Consider the following 13,754-nt stretch of genomic DNA (forward strand, 5'->3'; position numbering starts at 1 on the left):
GCCGAACAATGCAAGCCATTCCACTTCACACATATGGGTGGCGATGCCCGGATTCACCTGAGGAAGCGGGCGTGAGTGTGCTCACGGGACGGCCGTATGCCCGCCGGGAAGCCGGGGACGTAACCTACTGAGGTTAGGCATTCCTAAGTGACCGCCGGTGGTCGCGACCGGCCGCGTCCTGCCCCGGTCGCGTCCTGCCGGCCCCGCAGCCGGATCAGGAGCACGACATGACTCTTCGCCGCCGCAGTACCGCAGTTGCCGCACTCGTCGCCGCCGCCCTCACCCTCTCCGCGTGCGGTGGCGGCGACGGCGGGGACAAGGACTCGGCCGCCACGGGGCAGCAGGGCAGCGGCAAGAAGTCGGTGGCCCAGGGCAGCAAGGAGTCCGACGAGGCGAAGGCGCGGACCGCGGCGATGGGCACGGACGCGGCGCCGGGCCAGTTCCCCCGTACCGTCGACCACGCCCTCGGGAAGACAGAGATCAAGGCCCAGCCCCGCCGGGTGGTGGTCCTGGACGTCGGCGAACTGGACAACGTCGTCTCGCTCGGGATCGAGCCCGTCGGCTACGCGCCCACCGAGGGCAACGCGGGCATCCCGTCCTACCTCGGTGCGGGTGCCGGCGGGCCCAAGGAGGTCGGCACCGCCAACAACCTCAATCTGGAGGCGATCGCGGCCCTCAAGCCCGATCTGATCCTCGGCAGCGAGATGAGAGTCGCCGACAAGTACAAGGCGCTCTCAGCGATCGCCCCGACGGTGCTCACCGTCCGCCCGGGCTACACCTGGAAGGAGAACTACCTCGTCAACGCCGCCGCCCTGGACAGGACGGCCCAGGCGAAGGAGAAGCTCGCGGCGTACGAGGCGAAGGCGGACAAGCTCGGCGCGGACGTGGGCGAGCCCAAGCCGACGATCACCATGCTCCGGCACATGCCCGGCGAGATCAGGCTGTACGCACAGGCGTCGTTCATCGGCACCGTCCTGAGCGACGTCGGTCTGCCCCGGCCCGCCAACCAGCAGGCCAAGGAGTTCGCGGTGGCGGTCAGCCCCGAGGAGATCGACTCGGCCGACGCCGACTGGATCTTCTCCGGTGTCTACGGCGACCCCAAGGCCACCAAGCGGGACGCCGCCCTCGCCAACCCGCTGTGGAAGAACCTCGCGGCGGTCAAGGAGGGCAGGGCCAAGGACGTGACCGAGGAGACCTGGTACCTCGGCGTCGGCGTCACCGCCGCGGACGAGGTCCTCGACGACCTGCGCGGCTTCCTGGTCAAGTAGCCCCCGGCCCCCTGCCCGCATCCCGGGCCTGGTCCCGGGCCCCGGTTCCGTCCACCGGTGATCCCGGCGGCCGGGGCACGCCCGCGCTCCGGGGTGGCGGTAGCCCCTCGCCAACAGTCCCGGCCTGCCCCGGTGGGCGTCGCCGGTACGGCGCAGGGTGGGCGGACGGGCGGTACGGCGCGGGCGGACGGCGGCTCCGCCGGTGGTCCCGGTCCGGAGCCGTCCGCGGGCCGGGGGCCGCCCGCCGCCGACCAGGCCCCCGGCCCCGTACCCCCGTACCCCCGTACCCCCGTACCCCCGTACCCCCGTACCCCCGTACCCCTGCCCTCGGGCCCGCACGGGCGGCCCCGTGGCGCGGCGCTCGCGGACGGTCCAGAACGAGGGGACACGGGGCGCGGGTAGCCTGTACCCGTGCCCCGCCTCTCCGAAGTCATCGCCGCCCTCGACGCCCTCTGGCCCCCCGAGCGGGCCGAGCAGTGGGACGCCGTCGGTACCGTCTGCGGCGACCCGGACGCGCGGGTCGACCGCGTACTGTTCGCCGTCGACCCCGTCCAGGAGATCGCGGACGAGGCGATCGGGCTCGGCGCACAGCTGATCGTCACCCACCACCCGCTCTACCTCCGCGGTACGACGACGGTCGCGGCCGGTCATTTCAAGGGCCGGGTCGTCCACACCCTGATCAAGAACGACATCGCCCTGCACGTCGCCCACACCAACGCCGACACCGCCGACCCCGGAGTCTCCGACGCCCTCGCGGGCGCGCTCGACATCCGCGTCGTGGGGCCGCTGGTGCCGGACCCCACCGACGCGTCCGGCCGCCGTGGGCTCGGCCGCGTCTGCGAACTGGACCATCCCGAGACGCTCGCCCTGTTCGCCGAGCGGGCCGCCAAGCGGCTGCCCGCCACCGCGCAGGGCATCCGCCTCGCGGGCGACCCGGACGCCGTCGTCCGCACGGTCGCCGTGAGCGGCGGCTCCGGCGACAGCCTCTTCGACGCCGTACGCGCCGTGGGCGTGGACGCCTTCCTCACCGCCGATCTGCGCCACCACCCGGTCTCCGAGGCCACCCAGCAGTCGCCGCTCGGCCTGGTGGACGCCGCGCACTGGGCCACCGAGTGGCCCTGGTGCGAACTGGCGGCCGCCCAGCTCGACGAGATTTCCGACCGGCACGGCTGGAACCTCAGGGTCCATGTCTCGTCCACGGTCACCGATCCCTGGTCATCCCGACACTCTTCTCCTGGAGCCCCCAACTGAACGCCGCGCCCGCCGACCAGATCCGACTTCTCGACGTCCAGGCCCTCGACGTACGACTGTCGCAGCTCGCCCACAAGCGGAAGTCGCTGCCCGAGCACGCCGAGATCGACTCGCTCACCAAGGACCTCGCCCAGCTGCAGGACCTGCTGGTCGCAGCGCAGACGCAGGAGAGCGACACCGCCCGCGAGCAGACCAAGGCGGAGCAGGACGTCGACCAGGTGCGCCAGCGCGCCGTGCGCGACCAGGAGCGTCTGGACTCCGGCGCGATCACCTCGCCCAAGGACCTGGAGAACCTCCAGCGCGAGATCGTCTCCCTCGCGAAGCGCCAGGGAGACCTGGAGGACGTCGTCCTCGATGTGATGGAGCGCCGCGAGTCCGTGCAGGAGCGGGTCGCCGAACTGACCGACAGGGTCGCCTCCGTCCAGGCCAAGACCGACGACGCCACCGCCCGGCGGGACGTCGCGCTCCAGGAGCTGGACGACCAGGCCGCCGCGGCGACCAGGGAGCGCGAGTCCGTCTCCGCCGTCGTCCCCGCCGATCTGCTGAAGCTCTACGAGAAGCTCCGCGTCCAGCAGGGCGGCGTCGGCGCGGCCCGGCTCTACCAGCGCCGCTGCGAGGGCTGCCGCCTGGAGCTGAACATCACCGAGGTCAACGAGGTGCGCGCCGCCGCGCCCGACGCGGTGCTGCGCTGCGAGAACTGCCGCCGCATCCTGGTCCGTACCGCCGAGTCCGGCCTCTGATGAACAGGTTCGTCGTTGAGGCGGACGGCGGCTCCCGGGGCAATCCCGGCCCCGCGGGCTACGGCGCGGTGGTGATCGAAGCGGCCACGGGGGAGACCCTCGCGGAGGCGGCCGAGTACATCGGCGTGGCGACGAACAACGTCGCCGAGTACAAGGGCCTGATCGCCGGACTGCGGGCCGCGCACGCGATCGACCCGGCCGCCCGGGTCCATGTCCGGATGGACTCCAAGCTGGTCGTCGAGCAGATGTCCGGCCGCTGGAAGATCAAGCACCCCGACATGAAGCCGCTGGCGGCCCGGGCCGCCGGGATCTTCCCCGCGTCCTCGGTGACCTACGAGTGGATCCCGCGCGAGAAGAACAAACACGCCGACCGGCTGGCCAACGAGGCGATGGACGCGGGCCGCCAGGGCAAGCAGTGGGAGCCTTCGCGGTCCACCGCCGGCCCGGGTGCGCGGGACGCCTCCGGCGGCGGGCGCGACGCCGGAGCGGCCCGGGTCGTCGGCGACGCGGCGGCGGGTGCGGCCAAGGCCCGCGCCGCCCTCACGAACTCCTCCGGCGCAGGCACTTCCGGTACGGGCAGGGGCGCGGGCGCCTCCGACGTCGCCCCGGCCCGGTCCGCCGCGGCGTCCGAAGCACCCCCGGCACCCCTTGCCCCGGGCCCGGCGGGCTCCGGCGCAGAGAGCGGCGGACCCACCGCCGGAACGCGGCTCGCGACGGCCACCATGCCCGGGGAACCGGCCTCCGCGACGGCCCGGACACTGCCGAGCCCGCCCCCCGTCGGCTGGGCCGCCCCCGCCGATCTGGGCGCGCCCGCCACCTTCGTCCTGCTCCGCCACGGCGAGACCGCGCTCACCCCGGAGAAGCGGTTCTCGGGCAGCGGCGGCAGCGACCCCGAACTCTCCCCGGCCGGAGAACGCCAGGCCGAGGCCGTCGCCGCCGCGCTGGCCGCGCGCGGCACGGTACAGGAGATCGTCAGCTCTCCGCTGAAGCGCTGCCGTCAGACGGCCGAGGCGGTCGCCGGCCGGCTGAACCTCGACATCCGTATCGAGGACGGTCTGCGCGAGACGGACTTCGGCGCATGGGAGGGGCTGACCTTCGCCGAGGTCCAGGAGCGCTACCCCGAAGACCTCACCGCCTGGCTGACCTCCGCGAAGGCGGCCCCAACCGGGGGCGGCGAGAGCTTCACGGCCGTCACCCGCCGGGTCGCGGCGGCCCGCGACAGGCTCGTCGCGCGGTCCGCGGGCCGTACGGTCCTGCTGGTCACCCATGTCACCCCGATCAAGACCCTGGTGCGCCTGGCGCTCGGCGCCCCGCCGGAGTCCGTGTTCCGGATGGAGCTCTCGGCCGCCTCGGTCTCGGCGGTGGCGTACTACGCCGACGGCAACGCCTCGGTACGCCTGCTGAACGACACCTCCCATCTGCGCGGTTGACACCCGGCGGGCTTGAACCTGCCGGGCCCCCCGGCCCGGCAGGAGCCCGTGTGTCCGGTGGCCGGGGCTGCCCCGCCTGCCCGGTCACGGCGCGCCCGCCTCGTCCGCTCCGGCACCGTCCGCCAGCGCGCGCCGTCCGCCCCCGGGGCTGCTCGCGGGGCCGGCCGGAGACCCTGCGCCCCGTGGCACCGGAGCCTGGGCATCCCCTGGCAGCGGACGCACGGCAGGGCCGCCCGACTCGGCAGGACCGGGCAAGCCGAGGCCCATCGGACACCCACACCCTTCTCCTCGCCACACCCGGCGCCCGTTGCCGTCGGGGTGCGCGGCGCCGGTCGGGGCGCCCGCTGTTCCGGGCGACGGGTACTCCGGGTGCGGGGAGCCCGGGTGACGGATGCTCAGTCGCGCAGAGCCGCCGTCTGCGCCGCCAGCGACTGGACGCGGGCCCAGTCCTTCGCCGCGAGGGCATCGGCCGGCAGCATCCAGGTGCCGCCGACGCAGCCCACGTTCGGCAGCGCGAGATAACCGGGGGCGGACGAGAGGGAGATACCGCCCGTCGGACAGAACCGCGCCTGGGGGAGCGGCCCCGCCAGGGACTTCAGATACGCCGTGCCACCGGCGGCCTGCGCGGGGAAGAACTTCATCTCGCTCACCCCGCGCTCCAGCAGCGCCACGACCTCGGAGACCGTCGAGACCCCCGGGAGGAAGGGCTCCCCGGAGCCGCGCATCGCGTCCAGCAGCAGATCCGTCCAGCCGGGGCTCACCAGGAAGCGCGCCCCCGCAGACACCGCAGCGTCCACATGGTCCGGTGCGATCACCGTGCCCGCGCCCACCACCGCCTCCGGTACCTCGGCGGCGATCGCGCGGATCGCGTCCAGCGCGGCCGGGGTGCGCAGGGTCACCTCGATCGCGGGCAGCCCGCCCGCCACGAGGGCCCGCGCGAGCGGCACGGCGTCGGCCGCGTCCTCGATGACGACAACGGGGACAACGGGCGCGAGATCCAGCACGGAGGTCATTCACACATCCTGCCCGTGGCCTCATGCGATACGCAACGCCCGTTGCACACTGCGCAACGCGAGTCTATCGAGGCCGGCAGACGGCGGCCCGTGAACACCGGCAGGCCGCCGTGGCCCGTCAGTGGATCCGGGTGACGATCACATCCAGCGCCCAGGGCCTTCCCGCCCGGGCCGGAGGCTCTGCCTCCACCACATGTCCGAGGTCCCGCAGCGCCTCCACCAGTTCCCCCGGCCCCTTCGGCTTCGCTCCCGACACCAGCAGGTCCCGGACGATCCGGCCCTTGGTCGCCTTGTTGAAGTGACTGACCACCGAACGCGTCTCGACACCGCCCACCAGCTGTGAGTGCAGCACCCGGACCGTCGCCGTACGCCCCGCGATCTCGCCCTTCGGCTTCCACGCCGCCGCATAGGCGGACGACCGCAGGTCCAGGACGAGCCCGCTGCCCGCCGCCTCCGGCAGCACCGACTCCATGGGCCCGCGCCAGTAGGTTCCGAGCGGGCCGAGACCCGGCAGCTTCACCCCCATCGAGCAGCGGTACGGCGGAATCCGGTCACCCGGCCGCACGGCCCCCCACAGCCCGGAGAACACCAGCAGCGACCGGCGTGCCCGACGCTTGGCGTCCGGCGGGAGGGTCGCCAGTCCGAGGGCGTCGTACAGCACACCCGTATAGATCTCCCCGGCCGTCCGGGTGCCAGCCGTGCGCAGCTCCACGTTCTTCGCGATTTCGCCGCGCAGGCCCTCGGTGAGCCCGAGGACGTCCTGCGCCTTCGTCTCGTCGGCGGCGCACAGCTCGACCAGCTCGTCCAGCACCGCGGCGCGGGACTCGGCCAGGCCGGGCAGCGACAGCGACTCGGGCTTCAGCGGTGCCCCGCGTCCGGAAGCGGCCTTACCCTCCGACGGTGGCAACAGCACGAGCACGGACGTTCTCCTCACGGCGTACGGGAATCGGGGTGCGGCCCCGCGCCAGCGTACGCCCCGCCGCGCGCCCGCCGGTGAGCACCGGGCCGCCCGCGGAGGAGTGCGGGCGGCCCGGCCCGACGGGGTCACTGCCGACCCGCCCGGCTGAAGCGGATCAGGGGTGCCCCGGGGTCAGCGGATGAGGACGCTGCCTCCGAACTCCGAGACCGTGGAGCCGCCCGGTGGCACGACGCCGACGATCCCTCCCGAGCAGTCGGGGCCGTCGAAGACGAGGGCGGGCTGATCGGTATGGTTCTCGACACTCAGCGGCCAGCGGTCGCTCGAATAACAGCCGCTGGGATCATGGTGCACCTTGCCATTGATGATCAGGTCCCCGTGGGCCGCGAGGGCGGACTGGGGGACGGCGACCGCGAGCATCGTGGCCGCCGCGAGGGTGCCGAGCAGGGTGGCGATCCGTCGCATGGTGATACCTCCGGTTGGCTCAGGGGGCCGCGCCGCGCGACCCCTCAGAACTCCACGTTAGGTAGCCATGGCCTTACTTTCAGTCACTCTCAGGAGTGAACGTGCCTGGTCGGCTCCTTGACCGCCCCGAAACCCCAGGCAGCGGCGCCGCCCCGCCCGTAAACCTCTCTGGCGTACCCTCGCCGCCCGTGTCCCGCCCCTCGCCCCCGTCACCGCCCGCAATCCCTGCGCACCCGCACCCGTGACCTCATCGCGGCACCCTCGCCGCAGTACCTGCACCCGCACTCGTGACTGCCCGCCGTCCGTCCGGCGCGCGCCCGCACGCGGCCCGAAATACGCTCGGTCCATGCCCCGCCGCCTGATGCACACGACCGGCGCAGCCGAGGCTCCGCTGCGCGCCGCCCTGCGCGAGCTGCGGACGAAGCTCGGCGTCCCGGACGCCTTCCCCGCCGCCGTGCTCGCGGAGGCGGAGCGCGCGGCCCGGGAACCCCGGCTGCCGGAGGCCGACGCCACCGACCTCCCCCTCTTCACCATCGACCCGCCCCTGTCCCCCGATCTCGACCAGGCCATGCACCTCGCCCGCCGCGGAACGGGTCGCGAAGGCGCGGGCGGCGGCGGAGCCGGACGGGGCAGCGGCCGCGGCGGCTACCGCGTGCACTACGCGATCGCCGATGTCGCCGCGTTCGTCACGCCCGGCGGCGCGCTCGACTCCGAGGCCCACCGCCGCGTCCAGACCCTCTACTTCCCCGACAGCCGGACGCCCCTGCATCCGCCCGTGCTCTCCGAGGCCGCCGCGAGCCTGCTGCCCGACCGGACCGTGCCCGCCCTCCTGTGGCGGATCGACCTCGACGCCGAGGGCCGTACGGTCGCCACCGACCTGCGCCGTGCTCTCGTCCGCAGCCGGGCGAGACTGGACTACGCCACCGCCCAGCGCCGCATCGACGCGGGCACGGCCGAGGAACCGCTCGCCCTCCTCAAGGAGATCGGGCTGCTGCGCGAGGCACGGGAGCGCGAACGCGGCGGGATCTCGCTCGACGTCCCCGAGCAGGAGATCACCCCCCGGGACGGCGGTTATGTCCTCGACTACCGCGCCCCCCTCCCCGCCGAGGGCTGGAACGCCCAGATATCCCTGCTCACCGGCATGGAGGCCGCCGATCTCATGACCGCCGCCGGGACCGGTGTCCTGCGTACTCTGCCCACCGCCCCGGACGGCGCGGTCGCACGGCTGCGGCGGTCCGCGACGGCACTGGGCATCGACTGGCCGCACCATGTCTCGTACGCCGATGTCATCCGCTCCCTCGACCCGCACGACAGCCGTCACGCGGCCTTCCTCCAGGAGTGCACGACCCTTCTGCGCGGCGCGGGCTACAGCGTCTTCACCGGCGGCGAACTCCCCGTACCCGCGATCCACGCGGCCGTCGCCCACGAGTACACCCACTGCACCGCGCCTCTGCGGCGGCTGGTGGACCGCTACACGGGCGAGCTGTGCGCCGCGATCTGCGCGGGCCAGGGGGTGCCGGAGTGGGTGCTCGCCGCGCTGGAGGACCTTCCCAGGGAGATGGCGGAGGGGGCCCGGCGTGCCCATACAGTCGAGCGGGAGTGCGTCGACATCGTGGAGGCGGCGCTGCTCGCGGGACGGATCGGTGAGGTCTTCGACGGGTTCGTGGTCGATGTGAAGGACGACGAACCCGCCGTCGGCACCGTCCAGTTGCGGGACCCGGCGGTGGTGGCGAAGCTCCGCGGGGACGAGGCGCTGCCGCTCGGGGAGCGGCTGCGGGTCCGGCTCACCCGGGCGGCACCGGGCGGGGAGAAGGTGCTGTTCACGCCCGCGTAGCCGGGAGCCCGTACCCTCCTGCCGAGGGTTCCCGGCCCTCGGCAACGGACCCTGTCCGTGGGACCTTTCGGCACCGCGCCCGCCCCGTCCGTCCGCCGAGGCCCTCCCGTCCCGCACCCGTCCCCCGTACCTTGCCCCGTCCCTTCGGCCTGTTCGTCCCCGGGCCGGGCAGGCCGGCCCTACGCCGGCTCCGGTTCCGCCTGCCCGGACTTCGCGAGGCCGGAACCCGCCGGGCCGGATCCGGCGGGCGTCCGCCGGGTGAGCGCCTCCATCAACGCCGCCGGATCGTCCGCGTGGAAGCGGATCGTGTGCGCGGTGCCGCGCCTCCCCAGCGGCCGTACGTAGGTGAGGGGCTCGGCCAGCTCCACGGCCAGCGTCGTCTGGCTGCCGACGATCAGCTCCAGCGACCCGTCGTCACGCGGCTGGACCATCCTCCCCTCGGGGAAGCGGCGGTCGATCCGTACCCGGGTGACGGCCCCCGCGGGTATCCGCAGATCGAACAGTGCGCCGAAGCGCAGCCGCAGTGAACCGTCCGCCCCCACCACATGGGGCCGGGTCACACAGGCCGCCTGGATGCCGACCATCAGGACGAGTCCGTACAGGCTCGTGTACAGCGTGATCGCGTGCACCAGCGGCCAGGGAATGATCACCGCGAGTGCCACGGTCTCGACCAGTGAGATGAAGACCCACGCCCACATCGTGGCCGTCTGCGGCGCGGTGTACCCCGCCGCGTGCTCGCCCGGCCCGATCCCGTGCCTGCGGCGGAGCAGCCACAGCCAGATGCTGTACAGCGCCCGGACCTCATGGACGACGAGCCGCCGCACGGACAGCGGGAGCAGCTCCCAGAGCCCTTTCACCAGGTGTTTCATCGTGGTCTCCCCTCGGTGAGTGCCATGACCATGCGGTGTACGACAGCGGCTTGGGCGGGAGCGAAGTCGGCGAGGAACGCCTCTCCGAAGCCGCTGTCCATCGGCATCGGCCGGCCGTCGATCAGCTCCCGCAGCTCGTCGGGCATACAAGCGGCGAATTCATCGGCGAGCGGGCCGACACGGGGATCGTCGGCATCCGCGTCGGCGAGTTCGTCCAGGCGCTCGTACAGTTCCTGCACCTTCGCCAGCTGCTCGCCGTCGCTGCTCATCGGGCGCAGCGCCGTGAAGAACCGTTCACGGTCCTCCGGCGCCAGCACCGTGTCCATCAGCGCCAGATGGCCGCGGTCCTTGGCCGCCATGGGGGAGCTGCTGGGCGCGAGCGCGCCGAGCAGCCCGGCCAGCTCGGGCGACACCGGCCCCTCGGCGGGGAGCGTGCCCTCGCGTGCCTGCCCGATCAGCTCGGCGAGCCGCGCGCGACGCTCGGCGATCGCGTTCTGCTGGCGGGCCAGATCCTCGTCCAGCTCCTCCAGCACCTCGACCAGCTCCCGCCCCGCGTCGTCCGCGAGCACCCCCCGCACCTCGGCGAGCGCGAGCCCCAGCTCGGTCAGCCGCCGGATGCGCGCGAGCACGACGGCGTGCTGCAGCCCGTAGTCCCGGTAGCCGTTGGCCAGCCGTTCCGGCTCCGGCAACAGCCCGAGATGGTGGTAGTGACGGACGGTGCGCGGGGTGACCCCGGCGAGTGCGGCGACCTCTCCGATCCTCATGACTCCAGTGGAAACCATGACGTCGCGACAGGGTCAAGAACGACGGGCGGGCCAGGGGTATCGGCCCGCGGCGGCCCCCGTCCGGCCGCCGGGGCCTGCGGCCGGCCCGGTCACGGCGGGTCCGCCCGGTCCGCGCCCTCCCGTGGACGGCGGGGGCGGCGACGGCGGGTAGCATGGTCATCACGGCAGACGAGCCGGGCGGACGGCCGCGTGAGGATCCCCGGATCCTCCCGAGGAACGTCCGGGCTCCACACGGCAGGGTGGTGGGTAACGCCCACCCGGGGTGACCCGCGGGACAGTGCCACAGAAAACAGACCGCCGGGGACCGTATCCGTACGGGCCTCGGTAAGGGTGAAACGGTGGTGTAAGAGACCACCAGTGCCCAGGGTGACCTGGGCAGCTAGGTAAACCCCACCCGGAGCAAGGTCAAGAGGGGCCTCAGACGACACCGAGGCCCTGCGCGGACGTTCGAGGGCTGCCCGCCCGAGTCCGCGGGTAGACCGCACGAGGCCGGTGGCAACACCGGCCCTAGATGGATGGCCGTCTCCCGGCCGACCGCGAGGTCGACCGGTGACAGAACCCGGCGTACAGCCCGACTCGTCTGCCGCCTCAGGTGTCCGACCAGAAAAGACACAGGTCAGATACCGTGCTTCGCGTATCGGCGAACCTCGATGGGTTGCCCACTGCGACAGCGGTTCGTCGTCCGTCGTGCTTCCTACGAGCTGGGCGGCGGCTTCCTCGGAGGATGACGGTTCAGGTGAGCCGATGCTCCCAGCGCAGTAACGGACTACGGTCGATCCAGTACAGGTGCGATCTGTCGGTGACGCGGAGCCGCACAGCCTCGATACCTGGACTGCCGTTGTCCTGCCAGGCGACGAGGGCGCGCTCGATGTCGTCCCAGAGGGCCACGGAGCCGCCCTGGCGGATGGTCCAGCTCTCGCCGTCGGCGATGAACTCGGCGAACGACTCCCGCTCAAGGTCGAACAGGTACCGCATCGGTGCGCCGTCGTTGCGGGTGGCGCGAACGAACTGCGCTCCCGGTGCGGCGAGCTGCGCGAGGAAGGCGGGCATCCACTTCTCCAGGACGAGTGGAGACACCAGCGCGGGCCGGTCACTGTCCGCGTAGGCGGTGCGGGCGGAGAGGTCGCCGGCCAAGGGCGTCACTGACTGGGCACGAGCGTGTATGAAGGAGGACCGTCCGATGATCGTGCCCTCAGCGGTACCGTCATCGCCGACGGTGACCTTCGCCAGACCGGTTCCCCAAGGCCAGGAGCCGATCGTGCTGAGGACGATGCCACCGGGCTTCGTTTGCCTGACCCACGTGTACGGGATGCGGCGGACCGCGCAGGTGGCGATGACCCTGTCGTACGGCGCCCGGTACGGATGGCCGAGGAGCCCGTCGCCCGTCACCGTCCACGTCGAGTAGCCGACGGTTTCCAGGGCGGCATCGGCGCGTGCCGCCACCTGCGGGTCGACCTCGATGGTGGTGACGCTGTCCTCGCCGAGGTAGTGGCACATCAGGGCCGTGGAGTAGCCGGTGCCCGTGCCGATGTCCAGGACACGGTGTTCCGCCGTGAGATCCAGGGCCTCGATCATGCCGACCACGGTGGCCGGGTCGGTCGAGGACGACGTGGGCATGCCCGCGACGGGTTCGCCGGTCTGGTCGGCGGTGAGGCGGCCGTCGAGCTGGGTGGTAAGAGTGTCGACGCTATAGGCGATCTTCAGCCACTCGTCCGGGTCGGTGCCGAGGACGGTGACAGGCCGCCAGGTCCGCCCCTCATCGAGGAAGACTCCGGGATGGAGGAACTGCTCGCGTGGCACGGTCTCAACGGCGCCGCGCAGCCACGGGGACTTCAGGACGCCCCTGCTCGTGAGCAGCGCGGCCATGCGTCGCCGCTCGGATGCCGAGTCGGTCACCGGCTGTCTCCTTGCATGAGTAGGTCGGCGAAGGCCTTGGACATCGGGAGGCCGGTCTCCGTCTCCAGCCACCCCCACTGCCCGTTGGGATTCAACTCCAGCCACCAGTAGTCCCCTGCCCGGTCCACCGCGAGGTCGAAGCTTCCTGATACCAGCTCCAGACGGTCCAGGCAGGAGTGCAGGGCTTTGTCCACCAGGTCGGGGAGGCGTTCGACGGTGTAGGTCAGGGCGCTGTAGTTCTTGCGCCAGTCCAGCAGCTCGGAGTCGATGCGCACGGCGAACGTGTGCCGCCCCACGACCAGGACGCGGAGGTCGGCGACCTTGTCCACGCGGGCCTGGAACAGATGGGGGGTCACGCGAACGCTGTCGTCGATCTCTTCGGCGGTGACGGGGTCGGCCCATCCGGTCATCGGCACGCCGTCACGTGTGTAGGGGGTCCACCGTAGCGTCTTGAAGATCGTGTCTCCCTGCACACGGATGAACTCACGTGCCTGGACCGGGTCGTTGGTGACAAGGGTGAGCGGGACGGTGAAGCCGAGCTGCTGGGCGAGAACGAGCTGAGCGGGCTTGTAGTCGGCTGCCGCCATGCGCAATGGGTGGTTGACCCAGAGCGGGCCGTCCAAGGCGTAGAGGGTACCTCCGAGTCCGTAACGGACCTGCGCAACCGCGAATCGGGAGTCGTCTGGAGACAGGTGGGGAAACGGCGGCCACTCCGGACGGCGCCAGTACACCGATCGGACGCGTGACAGGTCGGCGGTCTGCGACGGGGTGCGCGCCTGCCCGACCACAGGGGCCGCGCAGGCGCCGAACCTAGCCGAGACCGTGAGGTCCTCGCCGATGTCGGCGGGGTTGAACCGGACCACCGGCACTTCGCACCGGTTGAGCTCGGTGATCCCCATGTCGGCGGTGATGTCGTCCGCCTCGGTGACCACGAGAACCGGCCTCTTCTCGGTCGTGGTCATCAGTCCTGGTTGCTGTCCTGGTCGAGACCCTGGTCGTTCCGGGAGTCCGCGTTCGTCGTCGTGGAGGTCTCGGTGCCGGAACTGGTGCCGTGCTTGCCCATCTCGACCACCTGGCCGGCGCGGTCGCGGAACACCCCGAGCTGCGTCGTGGGGTCGACAGCGACCGTGGCGTGGGGCCGGCGGATGACGGTCGGGTAGGGCGCGAGTCGGCCCGCACCCCACGGCCGCGTGGGGGTGGGGAGTACGACGGAGGTGGTCATGAGACTCCTTTCGGACGGGGCAGCAGCGGGCCGCAGTTCGGACGTGACGCGGGGCTGATCGCTGC

The 13,754-nt window shown here is 72.4% G+C and carries 13 protein-coding genes and 1 other RNA gene; 6 read left to right on the forward strand and 8 right to left on the reverse strand.

What is annotated here, in order from left to right; translation table 11 throughout:
* Window positions 1-227 precede the first annotated feature (227 nt).
* The 4 genes from ACFYT4_RS01640 to ACFYT4_RS01655 all read left to right on the forward strand — a co-directional run bounded on the left by ACFYT4_RS01640 (window position 228) and on the right by ACFYT4_RS01655 (window position 4,689).
* The gene (locus ACFYT4_RS01640) at window positions 228-1,268 is read left to right on the forward strand and encodes an ABC transporter substrate-binding protein (RefSeq protein WP_389264161.1); all 1,041 of its coding nucleotides are present in this window, start codon (window positions 228-230) and stop codon (window positions 1,266-1,268) included.
* A gap of 411 nt (window positions 1,269-1,679) precedes the next feature.
* The gene (locus tag ACFYT4_RS01645; RefSeq protein WP_389264163.1) at window positions 1,680-2,519 is read left to right on the forward strand and encodes a Nif3-like dinuclear metal center hexameric protein; all 840 of its coding nucleotides are present in this window, start codon (window positions 1,680-1,682) and stop codon (window positions 2,517-2,519) included.
* Window positions 2,516-3,259, forward strand: coding sequence for a zinc ribbon domain-containing protein (locus ACFYT4_RS01650; protein ID WP_389264259.1), 744 nt, complete (start codon window positions 2,516-2,518; stop codon window positions 3,257-3,259). Before ACFYT4_RS01645 ends, ACFYT4_RS01650 begins: the two co-directional genes overlap by 4 nt.
* Window positions 3,259-4,689, forward strand: coding sequence for a bifunctional RNase H/acid phosphatase (locus ACFYT4_RS01655; protein WP_389264165.1), 1,431 nt, complete (start codon window positions 3,259-3,261; stop codon window positions 4,687-4,689). The genes ACFYT4_RS01650 and ACFYT4_RS01655 overlap by 1 nt, the downstream gene beginning before the upstream one ends.
* Before the next feature lie 395 nt (window positions 4,690-5,084).
* Here the strand turns inward: ACFYT4_RS01655 and eda are convergent, their stop codons facing one another.
* The 3 genes from eda to ACFYT4_RS01670 all read right to left on the reverse strand — a co-directional run bounded on the left by eda (window position 5,085) and on the right by ACFYT4_RS01670 (window position 7,083).
* Window positions 5,085-5,702, reverse strand: a complete 618-nt coding sequence (gene eda / locus ACFYT4_RS01660; RefSeq protein ID WP_389264167.1) for a bifunctional 4-hydroxy-2-oxoglutarate aldolase/2-dehydro-3-deoxy-phosphogluconate aldolase — start codon at window positions 5,700-5,702, stop codon at window positions 5,085-5,087.
* 118 nt (window positions 5,703-5,820) lie between these two features.
* Window positions 5,821-6,621 carry a peroxide stress protein YaaA gene (gene yaaA / locus ACFYT4_RS01665; RefSeq protein ID WP_389264169.1) on the reverse strand — a complete coding sequence of 267 codons (801 nt, stop codon included), beginning with the start codon at window positions 6,619-6,621 and terminating at the stop codon, window positions 5,821-5,823.
* A 171-nt stretch (window positions 6,622-6,792) separates the two neighbouring features.
* Complete coding sequence (locus tag ACFYT4_RS01670) at window positions 6,793-7,083, reverse strand: hypothetical protein (RefSeq protein WP_389264171.1); 291 nt, start codon at window positions 7,081-7,083, stop codon at window positions 6,793-6,795.
* Between the two features lie 346 nt (window positions 7,084-7,429).
* On the opposite strand from ACFYT4_RS01670, the gene ACFYT4_RS01675 reads away from it, so the two are divergent.
* Window positions 7,430-8,917, forward strand: a complete 1,488-nt coding sequence (locus ACFYT4_RS01675; protein WP_389264173.1) for an RNB domain-containing ribonuclease — start codon at window positions 7,430-7,432, stop codon at window positions 8,915-8,917.
* Between the two features lie 179 nt (window positions 8,918-9,096).
* Here ACFYT4_RS01675 and ACFYT4_RS01680 read toward each other — a convergent pair whose 3' ends face one another.
* Together ACFYT4_RS01680 and ACFYT4_RS01685 are read right to left on the reverse strand one after the other, a co-directional pair.
* Window positions 9,097-9,786: a hypothetical protein gene (locus tag ACFYT4_RS01680; RefSeq protein ID WP_389264175.1), complete on the reverse strand. Its 690-nt coding sequence runs from the start codon at window positions 9,784-9,786 to the stop codon at window positions 9,097-9,099.
* Entirely contained in the window at window positions 9,783-10,550 is a 768-nt protein-coding gene (locus tag ACFYT4_RS01685; protein WP_389264176.1) for a MerR family transcriptional regulator, read from the reverse strand. Before ACFYT4_RS01685 ends, ACFYT4_RS01680 begins: the two co-directional genes overlap by 4 nt.
* A gap of 190 nt (window positions 10,551-10,740) precedes the next feature.
* Here ACFYT4_RS01685 and rnpB point away from each other — a divergent pair.
* An RNA gene (gene rnpB, locus ACFYT4_RS01690) (RNase P RNA component class A) lies at window positions 10,741-11,154 on the forward strand.
* A 149-nt stretch (window positions 11,155-11,303) separates the two neighbouring features.
* Here rnpB and tgmC read toward each other — a convergent pair.
* From tgmC to tgmA, 3 genes are read right to left on the reverse strand one after another with little or no spacing between them, the layout of a single operon-like run.
* Window positions 11,304-12,467 carry an ATP-grasp peptide maturase system methyltransferase gene (tgmC, locus tag ACFYT4_RS01695; protein ID WP_389264178.1) on the reverse strand — a complete coding sequence of 388 codons (1,164 nt, stop codon included), beginning with the start codon at window positions 12,465-12,467 and terminating at the stop codon, window positions 11,304-11,306.
* Window positions 12,464-13,429, reverse strand: coding sequence for an ATP-grasp ribosomal peptide maturase (tgmB, locus tag ACFYT4_RS01700; protein ID WP_389264180.1), 966 nt, complete (start codon window positions 13,427-13,429; stop codon window positions 12,464-12,466). Before tgmB ends, tgmC begins: the two co-directional genes overlap by 4 nt.
* The gene (gene tgmA, locus ACFYT4_RS01705) at window positions 13,429-13,689 is read right to left on the reverse strand and encodes a putative ATP-grasp-modified RiPP (protein ID WP_389264182.1); all 261 of its coding nucleotides are present in this window, start codon (window positions 13,687-13,689) and stop codon (window positions 13,429-13,431) included. The genes tgmB and tgmA overlap by 1 nt, the downstream gene beginning before the upstream one ends.
* Between the last annotated feature and the right edge of the window lie 65 nt (window positions 13,690-13,754).

This window comes from Streptomyces sp. NPDC004609, assembly GCF_042873655.1.
Taxonomy (GTDB): domain Bacteria; phylum Actinomycetota; class Actinomycetes; order Streptomycetales; family Streptomycetaceae; genus Streptomyces.